This is a genomic window from Acinetobacter sp. FL, from assembly GCF_040744925.1.
Classification (GTDB): Bacteria; Pseudomonadota; Gammaproteobacteria; order Pseudomonadales; family Moraxellaceae; genus Acinetobacter; species Acinetobacter radioresistens.
Window position 1 is genome coordinate 2,463,482 of record NZ_CP160437.1, and the last position, 18,300, is coordinate 2,481,781.

The following is an 18,300-nucleotide window of genomic DNA, read 5'->3' on the forward strand; positions in this document are numbered from 1 at the left end:
CCCCTCGATGAGGGGTTTTTCATATCATTTCAATTGTCTGAGGCGATTACTTTTGGCATAACGTCCCACCGGATTTTTTTCTGCCCGCTTACGGCGAGTCTCTTTCGGATTTACAGTTAAAGGCCGATAGATTTCTACCCGGTCTCCTGCCTGTAATGGCTGACTCATCGCAGTCACTTTTATGCCAAAGATTCCGGTCTGTAGCACTTCAGGTAAATCAATCTTATTCCGTATACCACTTTGCTCTATTGCATCCCGAACGGTCATTCCCTCAGTAAACTCAACAGCAATCAGAAACTGTACTTCAGGATGGGCATAAGCGACCCAGACTTGCTGATGCTTCACCATTATATAAACTGCCTGATAATCGCAACCATAGCTAATAAAATAGATAACGGTAAAACAATACGCACTGCAATACGCCACAAGTTGTAAAACAGCTCATTACTAAAGTTCATAGATTTGCGTAAATGGCTAATCTTCATGATCCAGCCAGCAAAAATGGCATAGATCAGGCAAATTATAAGACCCCATAACATTAATACCAGATTTAGCGCTGAATAAATTTCTGGAATTGCCCAAATCAATAAAGCAATTAGTAAAATCGCCCATTGTAGAACAATCGCAACTTGACGTTGTAATAACTGCTCACGGGCAAATTGAATAAACAATGCCGCTGCTGCTAGTGCAGTAATCACCAATGCAATAACAGGAAGCTCACCATTAGCAACAAAGAACCCAAAAGCAATTACAGCGACTAGCTGTGCAAACCAGATCGGTAGAACGGTGCCTGTTACTGCATTTTGTGTTTGTACCCGGGGCAAACTGCTTTGCCAGTATAAGCCCAACCCTAGGCCACTGGCCACAAGCGCAAGTACTGTTGCACTTCCCCACTCGCTAAACTCGACTGATGTCCATTGCCAGCTTGCAACCGGCGTACCCAGGGTATTTGCAGTAATTAGTGAAATAATAACGCCTAAAGCTGTCACAGGAACAAGGAACTGGCGTGGAATAAAAGAACCAATTAATGCAACTACTGCCATTGCTAGAAAAACAAGATGTGGAGCAAAGTCCGGAATCATTTGCAGCTGAATCAGCTGAGCAGCATTAAATAATACGGCACCAGCCAAGAATGGAATAAAGATAACTGCAAGCCAGCCTACCAGACGCCAGCGTGCTGAGGCATCTGCATCGCGGGTCATCCCGGATAAAGCATTTAATGCGGTAGTTTTGGAACGTTTAGCGAGTGCAATTTCCAGATAAGTAATCGGTAAGGCTAAAAATAGCATCGTTCCTAACCAGAGCAACCAAAAATCAAACTGTCGCTCGAACTGGATCCCCACCACTGGGGCAAGCGTCGCAATAATAATAAAGGTTAAACAAAATGCCATCAGCGGCGATAACCATCGTGACATAGAATTGTCCTGCATGATGCGTTCCTTGAATGAGTCTGCCGATATTTTGCCTTTCTCATGAACGAAAATCAAAGACTCAAATAAAAAATGCAAACCACCCCGAAAGATGATTTGCAGCGCTAATTTTTTATTTACTTATTCCTTGTTATTCTTATGTCAGTTTTCTTATGAAAAGAAACGAGCAAACCAATTTTTTCCCTTTTTCTTTTCTTTCTCTTTCAGGATGCCCATCATATTTTCTTTTACAGCGCCAACATAATCAGCATCATCATGCTGAATATGGTTAATTAACCATTTTGAAAGGATTTCATGTAACTCATGTTCAATAGACGCCCCTTGTTCAAACTGTTGACGGTAAAGTTCAATCTTTTTAATAAACAGATCGTGTACACGTTTATGAGGTACACGATATTTATAACCGGCTTCTTCTTGCAAGCTCTCTTCAAAAGTAAAATGTGACTGGGTGTAATCAATAATATCATCAAGAATCTGTTTCGTATGATGACGATCTGTATTCTGGTCAATCTGGTTAATATAATCCAGAATCCGCTTGTGTTGATCGTCAATTACATCGATACCAGTATTATACTCTGGACTCCATTTCATTTTCATTACGTCCGCCCCAGCTATAATCAATTAAGTACTGAGAGAATCATATCGGTAAAAAAACAAAATAAAAATGAAGTAATTTGGTTGGTTTTAATATAATTTCCATATTTATTATTCAAACTATTATTTTTGATATAAAAAATATTTTAACCAGACCAAAAGAGTAAGTTATTTTTTAACCAATTTATATTATATTTAATTTTCAATATCTTATTAATACAAGCTTTTCTATATTTTATATATTAAGGACTATATAATAAATCTATTATTTTATAATAACTTATATTTTAATATTGATCAGCTTTAGTGACTCGCTTTAATTCAGGATTTTTAGCTTCCCGAATGAGTCGTTCAATATGTGTAAAGGCATATTTAACCGGTTTTCCATGCTGAAATAAAATCATTTCACCTGGTTGATATGCAGTCCAGATCTCATTATGAGTCAAAGGTTCTGTAGTAATAACTGCAACCCGGTCTTCTGGTGTAGTCACATGACTAAAATCGACTTCAACATCTAAATCGATTAATTGTGCAGGCTGAAACGGATATTCACGTACCAGCCAGTGCAGCTTGGTGGTGGCATAGCTAAATAATGCCTGGCCATTTGAAAGGCAATAATTGAACGTACCGTACTCTGCAATTTTAGGTGCAACATCCTCTAGTACAGCAAAGATCTCTTCTATTGCAGGCTCATTATAGCCAAAATGCTCAACCAGCTGATCAAGCAAATAACAGAATGCATATTCACTGTCAGTATTTCCTACCGGCCTAAAGCGGCCAGTCAATGGAGGATTAAACTCATGCAAGTCACCATTATGGGCAAAAATCCAGTGGCGCCCCCATAATTCACGTATAAATGGATGTGAATTTTCTAAAGTAATTTTACCCTGTGTTGCTTTACGGATATGGGCAATTACATTTCGAGATTTAATAGGATAATTACGGATAAGCTCAGCAATCGGCGATTCTACTGCCGACTGGTTATCTACAAATAACCGGCAGGCCTTATCTTCAAAAAAAGCGATACCAAAACCGTCTGAATGGTCAGAAGTTACTCCAGCACGCTGTGAAAAGCCGCGGAAAGAAAACGTTATATCTGTCGGAGTTGCACAATTCATTCCCAAAAGCTGACACATAATCTTTAATCAGGGTCTTAATAAAATCTTGAAGTTATTGTGCATGAGTCATCTTAAACTTGTAAATCTTAATCTTGGTGTATGTCTGTTTTATTTCTTGCAAACAGAAAAAAGTCACCGAAGTGACTCTTTAAACTGTCCAGTTATGACCTGCTTGCACCAAAATGGGCACGGTTAGTAATCAAAGTTCCAACTCCATGATCAGTAAAGACTTCCAGTAGGGTTGCATGAGGTACGCGACCATCAACAATGTGGGCACTAACTACCCCTGCCTTGACTGCATCAAGTGCACAGCCAACTTTGGGAATCATGCCACCATAGATCACGCCTGTTTCAATCAGATGATCAACTTCCTGTGTGGTAAGACCTGTTAACAATTTTTTATTTTCATCCAGTACACCGGCAATATTGGTTAACAGTACCAGTTTTTCAGCACCTAGAGCTTCAGCCACCTTCCCTGCAACCAGATCGGCATTAATATTGTAGGTATTACCTTCCTCGTCTACACCCAGTGGTGCAATCACCGGAATAAAGTCACTCTGGGTAAACATTTCGATGACATCGGTTTTTACTTCAACGACTTCACCTACCAGTCCCAGATCAATCTGGTGAATGCTGCCATCTTCTGCCTGTTTTTCCATCAGAAGTTTGCGGGCTTTAAGCAAATTACCGTCTTTGCCGGTCAAACCAATTGCACGGCCACCATGCTGGTTAATCAGATTGACAATAGACTTGTTAACACTGCCACCTAACACCATCTCGACTACTTCCATAGTCGCAGGATCTGTTACGCGCATCCCATCTATACGCTCAGACTCGCGGCCTAACTGTTTTAGAAAGGAATCGACCTGCGGCCCTCCACCATGTACAACGACCGGGTTTAAACCAACTGTTTTTAACAGAACAATGTCACGGGCAAAGGAGCTTTCCAGTGCCGGATCAGTCATGGCATTACCACCATATTTTACCACCAGCGTTTTACCGGCAAAATGTTGAATATACGGCAACGCTTCGGTCAGAATTTCAGCCTTGTTGATGCCAGCACTAGTTTGCTGATGTGGCATTCACCTCTCCTTATTGAGCATCCAGGATATCTTGTGCAATTTCAGGATATCGTTCACTTAACATTGAAACAAATTTATATCGGATTTTATCCAGCGTCAGGCGGTCGTCCGCATCAAAACGTACGGTAAAGTACTCGCCAGTATTGGAAGCTCGAATAATGCCAAAACCATCTTTAAAATCAAGGCGTATTCCATCAATCTTACTCAGCTGGGCACCAAAACGGTGACTCAGGATTTCAATATCCTCCAATACGGTTTTAGGATTGGTCTGATGTGTACTGATATAAGTATCTTCGGTACAGCAGCGCTCAGGATAGACAGCCAACAACTCTGATAACTTTTTGTCTGGGAAATGTCCCATATATTCAATGACACGTAACGCTGCATATAAGCCATCATCATAGCCAAAACCACGACCATCATTAAATACATAGTGGCCAGCGTACTCTCCACCAAAAACAGCATAGCCCCCAGATTGTGATAAATATTTTCTGAGAAAGCTGCTTCCTGTACGGATCATATGTGGATGTCCACCCAAGTTTCGAACCGTATTACGAACCATGCTGGAACATTTAACATCGAATACCACTGCGTGACCGGGATGGTTTTCCAGACACATCTGGCTAAATAAAGAAAGCAGACGGTCTGCAGTAATAATATTTGCCTGTTCATCGACCAGTACTACCCGGTCCCCATCACCGTCCAGTGCGATACCAATATGGGCCTGCTGTTCAATCACATTTGCCTGTAACTGTTTTAAATGAACAGCTTGAGATGGGTCCGGGGCATGATCTGGAAAATTACCATCAGGCTTACAGCGCAAAGCGATCACTTCACAGCCGAGTTTCTTCAAAATGGTTTCTGCACACTCTCCTGCTGAACCATTCAACGCATCAAGTACCACCTTGAGCGGTTGTTTTAAGTGAATATCTTTTAAAATTGCCTGCTGGTAAAGGCTACAGAACTCGGCCTTATGCTGATGTGGCAAGGTTAAAATAGAATCAAATATAGAAGGCTGATAATAATTTTCTGCTGTACTTGCGATGGTTTGGATCATATCTGGACACGGCGGTTCACCCTGAATAATCCATTTAATTCCGTTATCGGTTTTTGGATTATGGCTAGCGGTCACCATTATACCGTTTCCACTATAGTTGCGCGCTAAATAGTACATTTGCGGACTGGAACAGCAACCAATTTCAGTAACGCTCAGCCCCTCTTCACCACATACTTGAGTCAGAATTTGTGCATAGAAAGGACTACTCAATCGCGCATCATAACCAATCACCAGTTCAGACTGGCCAGCCTCTTTGAATTGTTTTGCCAAGGCGTGTGCAGTTGCCCGGACCACAGCCGGGGTAAAACAAGCAAGTTTTCCACGGATATCATATGCGCGAAAAATAGCTTTTGGAAAAGGAGAATGATTTAATTCCATACTATATTCTTTTATTCAAGGCGCCTACCTTGGAAATAAAAACTAAAAATTCAGAATAAAAAAGTAGGCGGGTTATTATCAGAATGCATAAGGTATACCTAAAAAAAGAATATTTTTTAATATAGATTCAGTAATGTTTCAACAAGAAATGTTAAGAAATTGTTTTTAAAAGTTTTATTAGCTTACAAACAGACTATTCTCTGTTTATAAGCTGTTATTTTACTTCTGTCCGGTATGGCCAAAACCGCCAGTTCCCCGCTCGGATGCAGTAAATTCATTCACTTGTTCAAATTGTGCCTGGACTACAGGAACCAGTACATATTGAGCCAGGCGTTCACCAGGTTCCAGTGTAAAAACTGTCTGACTACGGTTCCAGACAGATACCATAAGCTCGCCCTGATAGTCTGAATCAATCAGGCCCACCAGATTACCAAGTACAATCCCATGCTTATGACCCAGTCCAGAACGTGGCAGAATTAGCCCCGCAAAATTTGGGTCCTCAATATAAATCGCTATTCCAGTTTTAACCAGAATAGTCTCACCAGGTTTAATTTGTACCGCCTCGTCCAGACAGGCACGTAAATCCAGTCCGGCAGAACCAGAAGTCGCATAAGTTGGCAAAGGCCATTCATTACCCAGACGCGTGTCGAGTACTTTAATTTGAACTTTCATAAGTATTCCTATTTCTATGTCGAGTACAGACCGGCTGACTTAACGTTTCAATAAAGCTTTGAGATTCTGTAAATATTGCTGTGCCTGTTCTTTCGGGTCTACATTAGCAACCAGTTTTTTCTTGCGGCCTAACCATTCAACTTCATCTTGAGGCAACTCATCCAGAAAGCGGCTTGGCGTCATCTGTTTCATTTGTCCCCCATTCTTGCGCTGCTCTGCCAGAGTTAGAGTTAGAGCCTGACGGGCACGGGTAATACCCACATACATCAGGCGACGCTCTTCCTCAATAGTTTCACTGGCAATCGAATTTTTATGGGGCAATAATTCTTCTTCCAGTCCAATCATGTAGACATACGGAAATTCCAGCCCTTTAGCAGCGTGAAGAGTTAGCAAGTTTACTTTATCAATATCTTCCTCTTCCTGTTGCTGCTCCAGCATATCGAGCAGAACCATTTTACGGATGACACTCTCAATATTTTTATCATCCACATCTTCTGCCCGGTTAATCAGACTTTGAATACTACTGTAGAGACTTTCAATATTATCTAACTTGCTTTTTTCTTGAGCAGGTGTAGCTGCCTGTTCCCGGATATAGTCGATATAACCTGCTTCATTCATCATCTGGCGAATTTTAGGAACCGGTTCGTCATCATCCAGCAATTCACGGGTAAAATTTCCAATAAAATCAGCAAACTCATGCAACTGTGTTACAGCTTTTTTAGGAATGACCATCGTGAGCCGCTGATCTCCGGCTGCAGATAATAAAGACAGATGGTTATCTTGTGCAAATAGTCCAAGTTTTTCTAAGGTTACCGGTCCAATTGCACGCTTGGGTGTATTAATAATACGCAAGAAGGCACTATCATCTTCTGGATTAATAATAAGGCGCAGATAACTCATGACGTCCTTGATCTCTGCACGGGCAAAGAAAGACTGGCCACCCGACAGTTTATAAGGAATTTGCATCTGGCGAAGCTGGGTTTCTAAAACGCGTGCCTGAAAGTTACCACGGTACAGTACTGCATAATCTTTCCAGCTGCGGGCATTCATCAGTTTATGCGTTAAAATATCCTTTACAACACGTTCTGCCTCATCATCGTCATTACGGCAGGTAATGACCCGGATCACATCGCCGTGGCCTTTATCACTCCAGAGCTGTTTATCAAAGATATGAGGATTATTGGCAATTACCGCATTGGCAGATTTCAGGATCCGGCTGGTCGAACGATAATTCTGCTCAAGCTTGATTACTTTTAGGTTAGGAAAATCCTGCTGTAATAATGCCATGTTTTCAGGTTTAGCCCCTCGCCAGGCGTAAATTGACTGGTCATCATCACCTACAGCTGTAAACTGGCCCATCACGCCTACCAGCAGCTTAACCAGAATATACTGTGCGGTGTTGGTATCTTGATACTCATCGACCAACAGATAACGTACCCGATTTTGCCATTTATCACGTACTTCCGCATTTTCCTGCAACAAGCGGGTCGGCATCACAATTAAGTCATCAAAATCAACAGCATTGTAGGCACGAAGGTTGCGCTCATATAACTGGTAGAGATGTGCCATCTGTACATCTTCTGGAGTTTCACAAGTACTATGTGCCTGTTCTGGTAAAATCAGATCATTTTTCCAGTCAGAGATTTTTTTCATTGCCTTCGCAATGAGTTCTTTACTTTCTGCACCCGATAGATTGTCACGATGCATCAGATCCATCAGTATGCGTTTACAATCATCTGCATCTAAAATAGAAAAGTTGTTTTTAAGAGGCGTATTTTTTAGCTCAAGGCGCAACATATTTAAGCCAAAAGTGTGAAAGGTCGAAACTGAAAGTCCTTTAATTTCCTCACGTGACAACAACTTACCGACACGCTCTTTCATTTCTCGTGCAGCTTTGTTAGTAAAGGTCATTGCTGTAATCCGGTGCGCCGGTATTCGGCACTGCTGGATTAAATAAGCAATTTTACGGGTAATTACCGAAGTTTTACCTGAACCTGCCCCTGCAAGTACTAACAAGGGTCCTTGAGTGTATTTCATAGCTTCAAGTTGCTTGTTATTTAACTGACTTGCCGACGACATAATACTACCTCTCCTGATCCGAGCATGATTATAGACAGGTCTGTTTCAGATGCCTAATGTTAATTGGGTACCAAATAGCCATAAAAAAACCACCCGAAGGTGGTTTTTATACAACTTCAATTAAATTATTGGGTTGCATAAATACTAATTTCTACACGGCGGTTTTGTTCACGGCCTTCAGCAGTTGCATTTGATGCAATCGGGTTAGAAGCACCTAGACCCTGAGCATTAATACGGGTACGTGGAACGCCCTGGCCAGCCAGATAGTTGGCTACAGCCTGAGCACGCGCCTGAGATAGCGGGATATTGATTGAATCATTACCAGTGCTGTCAGTATAACCAGTTACCAAAATGGCACTCTTGTTATCTTCTGTCAGGGTTTGAGCTACTTTATTAAGCGTTGTATAGAAGTTTGGCTTGATCGTAGACTTGTTGGTATCAAATGTAATGTTGCCTGGCATAATCAGACCAACAGAACCATCCGGGTTACGGTTAACTTCTACCCCAGTACCTGCCATTTGTTGACGAAGTTTTTTCTCTTTATTGTCAAGATACACGCCTGTAGCTGCACCGACCACCGCACCAATTGCTGCTGCACGGTTATTCTGTGCACTTGAATTTGCATTTGACTTAGAAATACCATAACCCGCAAGTGCACCCAGACCGGTACCAATTGCTGCTTTATCATATTCCATGTTTTGGCAACCCGAAAGTGCCATTGCCCCTACCACAGTTGAAATCATTAGTGCACGCATTGCATGCCTCCTTGTCCTTGTTGTCTAAAAGGATAATGAAATAAAAAAAATTTTTATAACATTGATTTTTTGTTAAAAAATAATGGATTATTTACATTTTGTAATACTTTTAGATCTTTTTCGGAAGTCATAGCCCATAATTTCTTCATACTCGCTTATTGATGAGTTTTTTTGATGAAATACTTCATTTCATGAATTGCTTCATTTAGGATGACAGGGTTCAGGTAACAGGACCTTTCTATGTCATCCCAAAACAAGAAACAAGCTTTACTAAAAAAAATTACACGTGGACTGACCGTAGGCTCGGTAATTACAGGAAGTACTTTCCTGCACGGACCACCTGTGCTGGCGCTCGGGTTAACAAAGCTGATCAAAAACTCGCGTAAAATTGATGAAACGAATATTGAGATTACGAACCGCTGGTTAGCAGTCAATAACTGGTTAATTGAGCATGTACTTTCTGATTTAAAATGGGATATTACCATTGATGAAAATCTCGATTTAAGCATGCAAGGTCGTTATCTAATGACCTGCAACCATCAGAGCTGGGTAGACACTACAGTGAATCAGTACTTTGGTCTGACCCGTATGCCTCTAACCCGTTTTTTTACCAAATGGGAACTGATCTTTATTCCTTTTGTCGGCCAGGCTTTTAAAATTTTAGGTTTTCCGATGATGAAGCGGCACAGCAAAGAGCAGATCGCAAAGAATCCTGATTTAAAAACCCGTGATTTGGAAGAAGCACGCAAGGCCTGTCAGCAACTGGTAAGTCAGCCTTATACCCTGCTCAATTATCTGGAAGGGACACGTTTTACCCAAGAAAAACATGACCAGCAGAAATCACCTTATAAGCATTTGCTTAAACCTAAGGCTGGTGGACTGGCATTAGCATTGAATATTTTAGAAGATAATATTGATGCGCTGGTGGATATGACTATTGTTTATCCGGATGGTGTCCCAGGCTATGGAGATTTCTGGTTAGGTGACGTAAGCCGGATTGCAGTAAACCTGCGTAAAATTGAAATACCTGCTTGGGTTAAAGGTGGCAATTACGAAGAAGATGAAGAATACCGTAAACGCTTTCAAGCCTGGGTACATCAGATCTGGACTGAAAAAGATCAGTTAATTGAATCCATACAGCAAAAATATGCCTAGTTTTTCTATACTCTGAACAATCATTAAGGACCTGTATGCAAGAAGAGCCCGTCAAAGCGAGAACCAGTTTTATTCCAGTGCGACATGATACGTTAGCCTGGAAATTGTTTCTGGTTTATGACGTATTCATGATGGTACTGATTGTCATTAATCTGGTCTGTTTAAGTGGTAATGCCATTTTAATGAGTGACTTCGGAGAATGGCTGTTTGAGTTTATCCGTGTGCCTGAAGCCCTTCAGTTTTATAAGACTGAATTGCGTCCTTGGGTGATTAAAACAGAAGGCTGGTTTACCAGCTTTCTGGTGGTAGAGCTTCTGGTACGCTGGCTGATTGCCATTATTTATAAACATCACCCACGCTGGTTCTTTTTTCCTTTTATACACTGGTATGAATTACTCGCCATCATTCCACAATTACGTTTTTTAAGATTACTGCGCGCCGGGGTAATTGCTTACCGTTTAAATGAACTGGGTTATCAGGTTATTCCTGAAAGCATTTATAAGCGTGCGCTGTTCTATTATCACGTGGTAATGGAAGAACTTTCCAGTCGTGTAGTCTTAACCATATTAGATGGTGTACATCGTGAACTGGTCACCAGTACTACCCATAAAAAGCTGATCCATGATCTGGTCGATCACCACCGGGACCTTTTTGCGGCAGCTCTGGCTCAGGTATTACAGGAATCATTAGCTCTGGCCTTAAAAGAACATCAGAATCAGCTCTCAAAAGAGGTTGGCCTGATTGTTAACCGGGCCATCGAAGAAACGCCGGAGCTCACCCAACTGCTACGCCTGATACCGATTGTAGGCAGCCGTATTGAACAGCAGATACAGAGTATCGGCCAACGCTTGGGTGAAAATATTACTTATGGTTTAATTGATCCGCTGGTAGATGGAACACTGGATCAGCCAAACTCGACCTATATGCTGATCGCACAAAGAGCCAGCCAGTTAAATATAAATAATCAGGCACTTGAGCAATTGGTTGAATCAGCAGTATTTGAAAGTTTAGAATCCATCCGTAAACAAGTAAAAATTAAACAATGGCAACAGATTCTGGCCGAGAGCAAAGTAGCCAAAGAATAAACATCTCGGTCAAAATATTTGTACTTCGGCTAGAGAATTCATGCATTTTAGTCTAGGATTTGCTCTATTTAATAACATGACTTTGGCAAACTTTAAGTTAAAAGCCTCTAAGGAATAATTATGGCTGATATACGGGTTACAGGCAGAATGGTTAACTTTACCCGGTTAACCTTTGACACCAATGATCATGATGCTATCCGCCAGCAACTGAACACTCTACTCGATGAAAATGCTTATCAGGGTGCCCTGGTTATTCTTGACAGTACAGTCGAGCAGGAACTGATTGCACTGATCCAGCTGCTCGTCAGCCTAGATTTGCAGCCTATGGCTGTAATTGACGGCATCCTAGGTGATCAGGCACGCGCCATTCAGTTCCCGGTACTCGCCTCTGACCGCCCGTTACAGCGCATCAAGCCTACCAAAGAACAGGTAGTTGAAGCGCCAGTATCTCAACAGGCTGAGGCTGAAAAAACAGGCAGTATTCGTTATATTACCTCTTATCACGATGAGATTTTACGTACTGGGCAGTGTCTGGTCCAAGACCATGGCGATATTATTCTAAAAGCCGGAATCAACAGCGGCTCTGAAGTGATTGCTTCAGGAAATATACATATTTATGGCAGTGTTCGTGGTAGAGTCATTGCCGGCGTAGGAGGCAATACCTCTGCAAGAATTTTCTGTCATTCCCTTGAGGCAGAACTGGTATCTATTGCAGGCACATACTGTGTAGCAGACGACATCCCGCAGCATGTCGCCAAAAAACCTGTACATATTTACTTGAATGATGACCAAGAGCTTGAATTTGAAGCCTTGGAATTTTAAGGTATAAATTATCACCAAAAGCCCCATTTAAGGGGATGGACCATAACAGGAGTGGATTCGGTGGCCAAAATTGTTGTCGTAACATCAGGCAAAGGTGGAGTGGGTAAAACTACAACAAGCGCATCTTTTGCAACAGGTTTAGCCCTACGTGGTCACAAAACCGTCGTTATTGATTTTGACGTAGGCTTACGTAACCTGGATTTGATCATGGGTTGTGAACGCCGCGTGGTTTATGACTTTGTCAATGTTTTAAATAATGAAGCCCGTTTACAACAAGCTTTGATCCGTGATAAAGATATTGAAAATCTTTATATTTTACCGGCATCACAGACCCGTGATAAGGATGCATTAACAGATGAGGGTGTTGCCCGAATTATAGATGAGCTCTCACAAGAGTTTGACTATATTATCTGTGATTCACCAGCCGGTATTGAACGTGGTGCTATCTTGGCCATGTATCATGCTGATGAAGCGATTATCGTAACCAACCCTGAAATCTCTTCTGTGCGAGACTCAGATCGCATTATTGGCATGCTGGACAGCAAGACTAAAAAAGTAGAACAAAATGAGGGTCGTGTACGCAAGCATCTGTGTATCACTCGTTTTAATCCAGAACGTGCAGACCGTCAGGAAATGTTATCAATTGATGATATTTCAAAAGATATTTTACGTGTCCCGACTTTAGGGGTGATTCCAGAATGTCCAACTGTACTTCAGGCATCAAACGAAGGTAAACCGGTTATTCTATATACTGAAACCAGTGCCGGACAGGCTTATGATGACCTGGTTGCGCGCTTCCTTGGTGAAGAACGTCCTTATCGTCACATTACTGTGAAACCGAAGGGCTGGTTAGCACGACTATTTGGAGCATAATTATGGCAGGATTCTGGAGTAAGCTTTTTAGTGGTGATGAAAAACCATCAAGTGCTAAAACAGCTAAAGACCGACTGAAAGTCATCGTGGCCTCTGAACAGGGTTTAGGTAGACGTCTAAGCCAAGACAAAATAGACCAGATGAAAAAAGAAATTATGCAGGTGGTCAACCGTTATGTACGCGGTGTAGATGAGCAGCATATTCAGATGTCTGTTCGTTCTGAAGCGAACATCGAAATGCTAGAGATGAATATCAATTTGCCTGAAGAACGTTAATCTCATTACTGATTAGGCAACCGAATTAAATCAAGGCAAAATATGCAGCAGCGCATGGAAAGTATCTCTTTCTCCTGCTGCAAGTATTTTGCTTTTTTAATTTTGTTTTGAATACTGAGGAGATCGTGATGGCATTGTCACAGCCAGCAACATTCAATGAAGAATGGTCAGATGAACGTGTGTTTGGCTATTTGAATCAGCTTCCTCCTGAAGGCATAAATGCTGACTTTCACGTTCTCTATCATGCATTCAAGCATATGCGTCCAAGTGATTATGAACGTTTGCTGAACAGGTTTATTGCTGATGGCCGGGATCTAAATGCTACTAATCCTCAGGGACAACGTATTCATGAAGTGATTGCTGAATTTCCGCGCCAAAGTGCTCCATTTCTAGAAGTTCTAGCTAAGTTTGCTTAAAAACAGCTTTATAACCGAAATAATAAAAAACCTGCTTGAAGCAGGTTTTTTATTTAAAGACCTTTTATACTAAAATTTCACGCTTACCATTTGCACCCATCGCACTTACAATACCATTTTCTTCCATCTGATCAATAATGCGCGCAGCACGGTTGTAACCCAAGCTAAATTTACGCTGGAGAGAAGACGTAGAGGCTTTACGGGTTTCCAGTACAAATGCGACACACTGGTCGTAAAGCATATCCCGGTCGGAACCGCCTTCTCCACCATCCTCGAAACCGCGTGAGCTTGGTTCTTCATCAAACGGTGTCAATATCTCGTCAATGTAATCAGGATCACCACGTTCGCGCCATGCATCACAAATACGGTTAACTTCATCATCAGAAATGAAGGCGCCATGTACACGTTCGGGTTCAATTTTACCTGGCCCCAAGAACAGCATATCACCATGCCCTAACAAGTCCTCTGCCCCACCTGCATCTAAAATAGTACGGGAGTCAATTTTGCTGTTAACACGTAATGCCACACGGGTAGGAATATTGGCTTTAATCAGGCCGGTAATGACATCCACAGAAGGACGCTGAGTTGCAAGCAATAAATGAATACCAGCAGCACGTGATTTTTGCGCGAGACGAGTAATCATTTCTTCTGCTTTTTTACCCACCTGCATAATCATATCTGCAAATTCATCAGCCACAATCACAATCATAGGTAAAGGAGTTAAGCGTGGGGCACGCTCTTGAGTTGCCGAATCACCGGGTTTCCATGTCGGATCAATCAGATCCTCACCGTTCGCAATTGCTTCTTCGACCTTACGGTTATAATCAGTAATCTTACGAATTTTCATAAAGGACATCAGCTTGTAACGACGTTCCATTTCATTAACACACCAGTTTAGTGCACTGACCGCATCTTTCATATCAGTCACTACAGGCGTTAAAAGGTGAGGAATATCATTATAGTTAGCCAGTTCTAATTGCTTCGGATCAATCAGAATTAAACGCAACTGATCGGGGGTATATTTGAGCAGCATGGAAAGAATCATGGCATTTACAGCGACTGACTTACCCGAACCGGTAGTCCCTGCCACCAGCATGTGAGGTGCCTTGGCAAGATCAGTCAAAACCGGATTACCTGAAATATCCTTACCCATAGCCATTGAGATAAGACCATTCGGGTCGCGATATGCTGGTGTTTCCAGTAGCTCGGTTAAACGTACCATTTCACGGCTACTGTTCGGTACTTCGATTCCAATATAAGGTTTGCCTGGTATAACTTCTACTACACGCACCGAAGCCATGGACATTGAGCGAGCCAGGTCACGGGAAATATTGGTTACTTTAGAAGCTTTTACCCCAGGCGCCAGATCCAGTTCAAAACGGGTGACTACCGGCCCTGGCTGAGCCTCAACCACCTTGGCTTTAACATTAAACTCCTGCAACTTGATTTCTAGCAGTTCTGACAGGCGTGCCAACTGCTCAGCAGTAAAGTTTACTTTCTTGTTCGGGTCTACCGGATCTAGAATGTCAACTGGAGGCAAAGTTGATAGATCACGACGCTTGTGTACCACTTGCATGGCACGTGACATCGGCCGCCCGGCCCGGTCAGTTAATGGCGCATCAAGATCAAATTCTTCTTCAATTTCTTGAGGTTTACCAGCCGTTTCATGCCAAGCCTCAATAAAGGCTTCTTTATCTTTGGCAAGAATTTTACGCTCATCTAGATGTTGCTCAATCTCTGTTTCACGCTCTGGTGCATTAAACTGAGTTTTAATCTCTGCTTTTACAAAGGGTGTAGACTGAGCATAACTGCTTGTTGTTCTCACAGGCTGATCTTTAAAGTGATCTTCATCTTCCACCAGAAAATCAACCAGCTCCTCAAGCTCAGCAACATCACTGCCGTTATTCTGCATAGACTGTCTCATCAGTGCAGATTGAACTCCCGTGGCGCTTGCTGCCCCAGAAACACTGGCTGTCACACTGGATACAGTAGCTGATGCGGCAGATGAGCCCTGTCCATTTGATATATTTTTGCTGTTAAAAGGTGTATGTACATCTGTTGCCGTTTTAGTTGGCGGTACAGCAGCTAACAGTTCATCAAAAATCTGGTCATCATTCCAGTCCAATATCTCATCATCATGTGATGTTTGAGGCTGATACGCAGGAGAACGGGATTCAGGCTGTCTTTCTTCCTGAGCCACTACCACTTGTTGCAGATGCTCATGTGGTGTAACCGGTTTGTCATCTTCGGCAGCTTTTAACAGGGCATCAATATCACGGTCATGATTATCATCATGTTGTAAAGCACGCCATACTTCACCGGTTGCGACCACACGCTGGCTGTCCTGCTGTAACTGATGGGCTTTTTCTAAAGTACGTTCAAACTCTGCTTCATCTTCAGGATCAAGTGAAGGCATCTGATGTTGTATCTGCTCTTTTGCCAACATATCGTTAAATAGACGCTCTGCTTGCAGGTCTGCTGCTGAAGGTTGAGAGACTATCTTAGCTGGCTGCTTTATTTCTGAAGCTAAAACCTGCTCTTGTGCAGATTCTCTGGTTCTGATCGCGACCGACTTTTTTATTGGTTGCTGTTCAGTGCGGTCAAAGTCTGATTCACTGGAAGGTACATTACGGTAAAACAGATCTTGCAGGTATGCAGGGGTTGCCTTAAGCGTAACCCAGGTTTTATTCCATTGAATACCAAATGCCAAGGTCAGTAAAATTAGACAAAATACAATCAGAAAGAAAGTAGCACCATAAATTGTTAACACCTGCGCCAGACTACTTCCCAGTTCATAACCGATAATGCCACCAGAGGCATTTTCCAGAGTATCTGCAGGTAAATTCCAGTGTAGATATAAAAGGCTGGACGTGGTCAGGATTAAAAAAAACTGGGCAGCATAACGAAACGGACGGTTCAGGAAACTGCGTGGCCACCAGAGCTGGATAGCTTCAATAAACAGGTAGATGGGAATAAGCAAACTTGCCCATCCTACAAAGCCAAAAAGCAAATCTGCAATCCAGGCACCCGCTACGCCACTGGCATTAGAGACTTGCTGGGTATCACTGGAAATATGCATCCACCCGGGGTCAAACGGTGTATATGTTACTGTTGCCAGAAACAGGTAAATCCCGAATGAAACCAAGAATAATGTCATTAATAAGCGCTGTGCATAAACATTTGACACCGCAGTCATATACTGTCCCGTAACCATTTATCAATTGATGTTCTTATATAGAAGCCGTCAGGCTTTCTTCAAAGAAGAAAACTTTATATTATGCACCGGTTCCCATTAAAATGATGCATCATTATTTATTTGTGTTGTTAACATATTTTATATAGCTCAAACCGATTTCCATCATCAAGATTATCCACATGGATTGAACACAACTTTGCTGATGTTTCACGTATACTTTTAACAATTCTACATAAAAAAGGATAGCTTTAATGAGCATTCGTCACTCACGGTTAATTATTTTGGGTTCGGGCCCTGCCGGTTACAGCGCAGCAGTGTATGCAGCACGTGCAAACCTAAAGCCGACACTCATTGCAGGCATGCAGATGGGTGGCCAGCTTACGACCACTACTGAAGTAGACAACTGGCCAGGTGACCCTGAGGGTCTGACTGGTCCAGCTTTAATGGAACGTATGCATGCTCATGCAGAGCGGTTTGGTACTGAGATGATTTATGACCATATTAATGAAGTGGACTTAAATGTTCGTCCCTTTGTTTTGAAGGGTGATATGGAAGAGTACACCTGTGATGCCCTGATTGTGGCAACAGGCGCAACTGCCCAGTATCTTGGTCTGGAATCCGAAGCCAAATTTATGGGCCAGGGTGTAAGTGCCTGCGCAACCTGTGATGGTTTCTTCTACAAAAACCAGAAAGTTATGGTAGTAGGTGGAGGTAATACTGCGGTTGAAGAAGCATTGTATTTATCAAATATCGCTTCACATGTTACGCTTGTACACCGTCGTGACAAACTGCGTTCAGAAAAGATTTTACAAGATCACTTGTTTGAAAAAGAGAAAGAAGGCAAAATTTCGATTCTCTGGAACCATCAGGTTGAAGAAGTCCTGGGCGACAATACGGGAGTAACCGGTGTAAGACTTAAATCTGTTCAGGATGACACACTACGTGATGTTGATGTTCAAGGTTTATTTGTTGCTATTGGCCACAAACCAAATACCTCAATGTTTGAGGGCCAGCTTGAATTACGTAATGGCTATATTCAGGTACAAAGTGGCACAGCAGGTAATGCGACTGCAACGTCAATCCCAGGCGTATTTGCAGCAGGTGATGTAGCAGATGATGTTTATCGCCAGGCCATTACCTCTGCGGGCTCAGGCTGTATGGCTGCACTTGATGCAGAGAAATACCTGGATGGTTTAACACCAGAAAGTTAACAGAGTTTGGTTATTTTCTTAATAGCCGCCTTAGTGCGGCTATTCTTATTTTCAGTTTTACAGTTGTGCTTGTATGGCTGTATGAAATTACTTACCATAAAT

17 protein-coding genes are annotated in these 18,300 nt (G+C 42.2%); 7 read left to right on the forward strand and 10 right to left on the reverse strand.

The genetic code is table 11. The annotated features are described in order from the left end of the window. Positions 1 to 24: 24 nt before the first annotated feature. From ABZP31_RS11495 to ABZP31_RS11535, 9 genes are all read right to left on the reverse strand, one after another. Positions 25 to 348 carry an RnfH family protein gene (locus tag ABZP31_RS11495; RefSeq protein ID WP_248134908.1) on the reverse strand — a complete coding sequence of 108 codons (324 nt, stop codon included), beginning with the start codon at positions 346 to 348 and terminating at the stop codon, positions 25 to 27. Further along, positions 348 to 1,430, reverse strand: a complete 1,083-nt coding sequence (locus tag ABZP31_RS11500; RefSeq protein ID WP_248134910.1) for a hypothetical protein — start codon at positions 1,428 to 1,430, stop codon at positions 348 to 350. Before ABZP31_RS11500 ends, ABZP31_RS11495 begins: the two co-directional genes overlap by 1 nt. Positions 1,431 to 1,580: 150 nt before the next feature. After that, a complete protein-coding gene (locus ABZP31_RS11505; protein ID WP_005404364.1) occupies positions 1,581 to 2,027 on the reverse strand; it encodes a bacteriohemerythrin in 447 nt (148 codons plus the stop codon). Positions 2,028 to 2,311: 284 nt separating this feature from the next. Next, positions 2,312 to 3,160, reverse strand: coding sequence for a class II glutamine amidotransferase (locus ABZP31_RS11510; RefSeq protein WP_005406679.1), 849 nt, complete (start codon positions 3,158 to 3,160; stop codon positions 2,312 to 2,314). A 143-nt stretch (positions 3,161 to 3,303) separates the two neighbouring features. Next, positions 3,304 to 4,224 (reverse strand): acetylglutamate kinase, encoded by a 921-nt coding sequence (argB, locus tag ABZP31_RS11515; RefSeq protein ID WP_005018923.1) that lies wholly within the window; start codon positions 4,222 to 4,224, stop codon positions 3,304 to 3,306. Between the two features lie 10 nt (positions 4,225 to 4,234). Next, positions 4,235 to 5,659, reverse strand: coding sequence for a phosphomannomutase/phosphoglucomutase (locus tag ABZP31_RS11520; protein ID WP_248134912.1), 1,425 nt, complete (start codon positions 5,657 to 5,659; stop codon positions 4,235 to 4,237). Positions 5,660 to 5,878: 219 nt separating this feature from the next. Beyond that, positions 5,879 to 6,331 (reverse strand): dUTP diphosphatase, encoded by a 453-nt coding sequence (gene dut / locus ABZP31_RS11525; RefSeq protein ID WP_034686006.1) that lies wholly within the window; start codon positions 6,329 to 6,331, stop codon positions 5,879 to 5,881. 39 nt (positions 6,332 to 6,370) lie between these two features. Next, complete coding sequence (locus ABZP31_RS11530) at positions 6,371 to 8,410, reverse strand: UvrD-helicase domain-containing protein (RefSeq protein WP_005018919.1); 2,040 nt, start codon at positions 8,408 to 8,410, stop codon at positions 6,371 to 6,373. Between the two features lie 125 nt (positions 8,411 to 8,535). Beyond that, positions 8,536 to 9,165 (reverse strand): OmpA family protein, encoded by a 630-nt coding sequence (locus ABZP31_RS11535; RefSeq protein ID WP_005018918.1) that lies wholly within the window; start codon positions 9,163 to 9,165, stop codon positions 8,536 to 8,538. Between the two features lie 240 nt (positions 9,166 to 9,405). Here ABZP31_RS11535 and ABZP31_RS11540 point away from each other — a divergent pair, with 240 nt between their 5' ends. The 6 genes from ABZP31_RS11540 to ABZP31_RS11565 all read left to right on the forward strand — a co-directional run bounded on the left by ABZP31_RS11540 (position 9,406) and on the right by ABZP31_RS11565 (position 13,791). Continuing rightward, positions 9,406 to 10,320: an acyltransferase gene (locus ABZP31_RS11540; protein WP_005018916.1), complete on the forward strand. Its 915-nt coding sequence runs from the start codon at positions 9,406 to 9,408 to the stop codon at positions 10,318 to 10,320. A gap of 35 nt (positions 10,321 to 10,355) precedes the next feature. Then, complete coding sequence (locus ABZP31_RS11545; RefSeq protein ID WP_005018915.1) at positions 10,356 to 11,405, forward strand: hypothetical protein; 1,050 nt, start codon at positions 10,356 to 10,358, stop codon at positions 11,403 to 11,405. A gap of 120 nt (positions 11,406 to 11,525) precedes the next feature. Next, entirely contained in the window at positions 11,526 to 12,227 is a 702-nt protein-coding gene (gene minC / locus ABZP31_RS11550; protein WP_005027492.1) for a septum site-determining protein MinC, read from the forward strand. 60 nt (positions 12,228 to 12,287) lie between these two features. Continuing rightward, complete coding sequence (gene minD / locus ABZP31_RS11555) at positions 12,288 to 13,100, forward strand: septum site-determining protein MinD (protein WP_005018911.1); 813 nt, start codon at positions 12,288 to 12,290, stop codon at positions 13,098 to 13,100. 2 nt (positions 13,101 to 13,102) lie between these two features. Beyond that, a complete protein-coding gene (gene minE, locus ABZP31_RS11560) occupies positions 13,103 to 13,375 on the forward strand; it encodes a cell division topological specificity factor MinE (RefSeq protein WP_005018909.1) in 273 nt (90 codons plus the stop codon). A gap of 128 nt (positions 13,376 to 13,503) precedes the next feature. Beyond that, entirely contained in the window at positions 13,504 to 13,791 is a 288-nt protein-coding gene (locus tag ABZP31_RS11565; RefSeq protein ID WP_005027494.1) for a PA4642 family protein, read from the forward strand. 64 nt (positions 13,792 to 13,855) lie between these two features. Here the strand turns inward: ABZP31_RS11565 and ABZP31_RS11570 are convergent, their stop codons facing one another. Next, entirely contained in the window at positions 13,856 to 16,987 is a 3,132-nt protein-coding gene (locus ABZP31_RS11570) for a DNA translocase FtsK (RefSeq protein ID WP_005027496.1), read from the reverse strand. A 251-nt stretch (positions 16,988 to 17,238) separates the two neighbouring features. On the opposite strand from ABZP31_RS11570, the gene trxB reads away from it, so the two are divergent. Next, a complete protein-coding gene (gene trxB, locus ABZP31_RS11575) occupies positions 17,239 to 18,198 on the forward strand; it encodes a thioredoxin-disulfide reductase (protein ID WP_005018904.1) in 960 nt (319 codons plus the stop codon). The last annotated feature ends 102 nt before the right edge of the window (positions 18,199 to 18,300 follow it).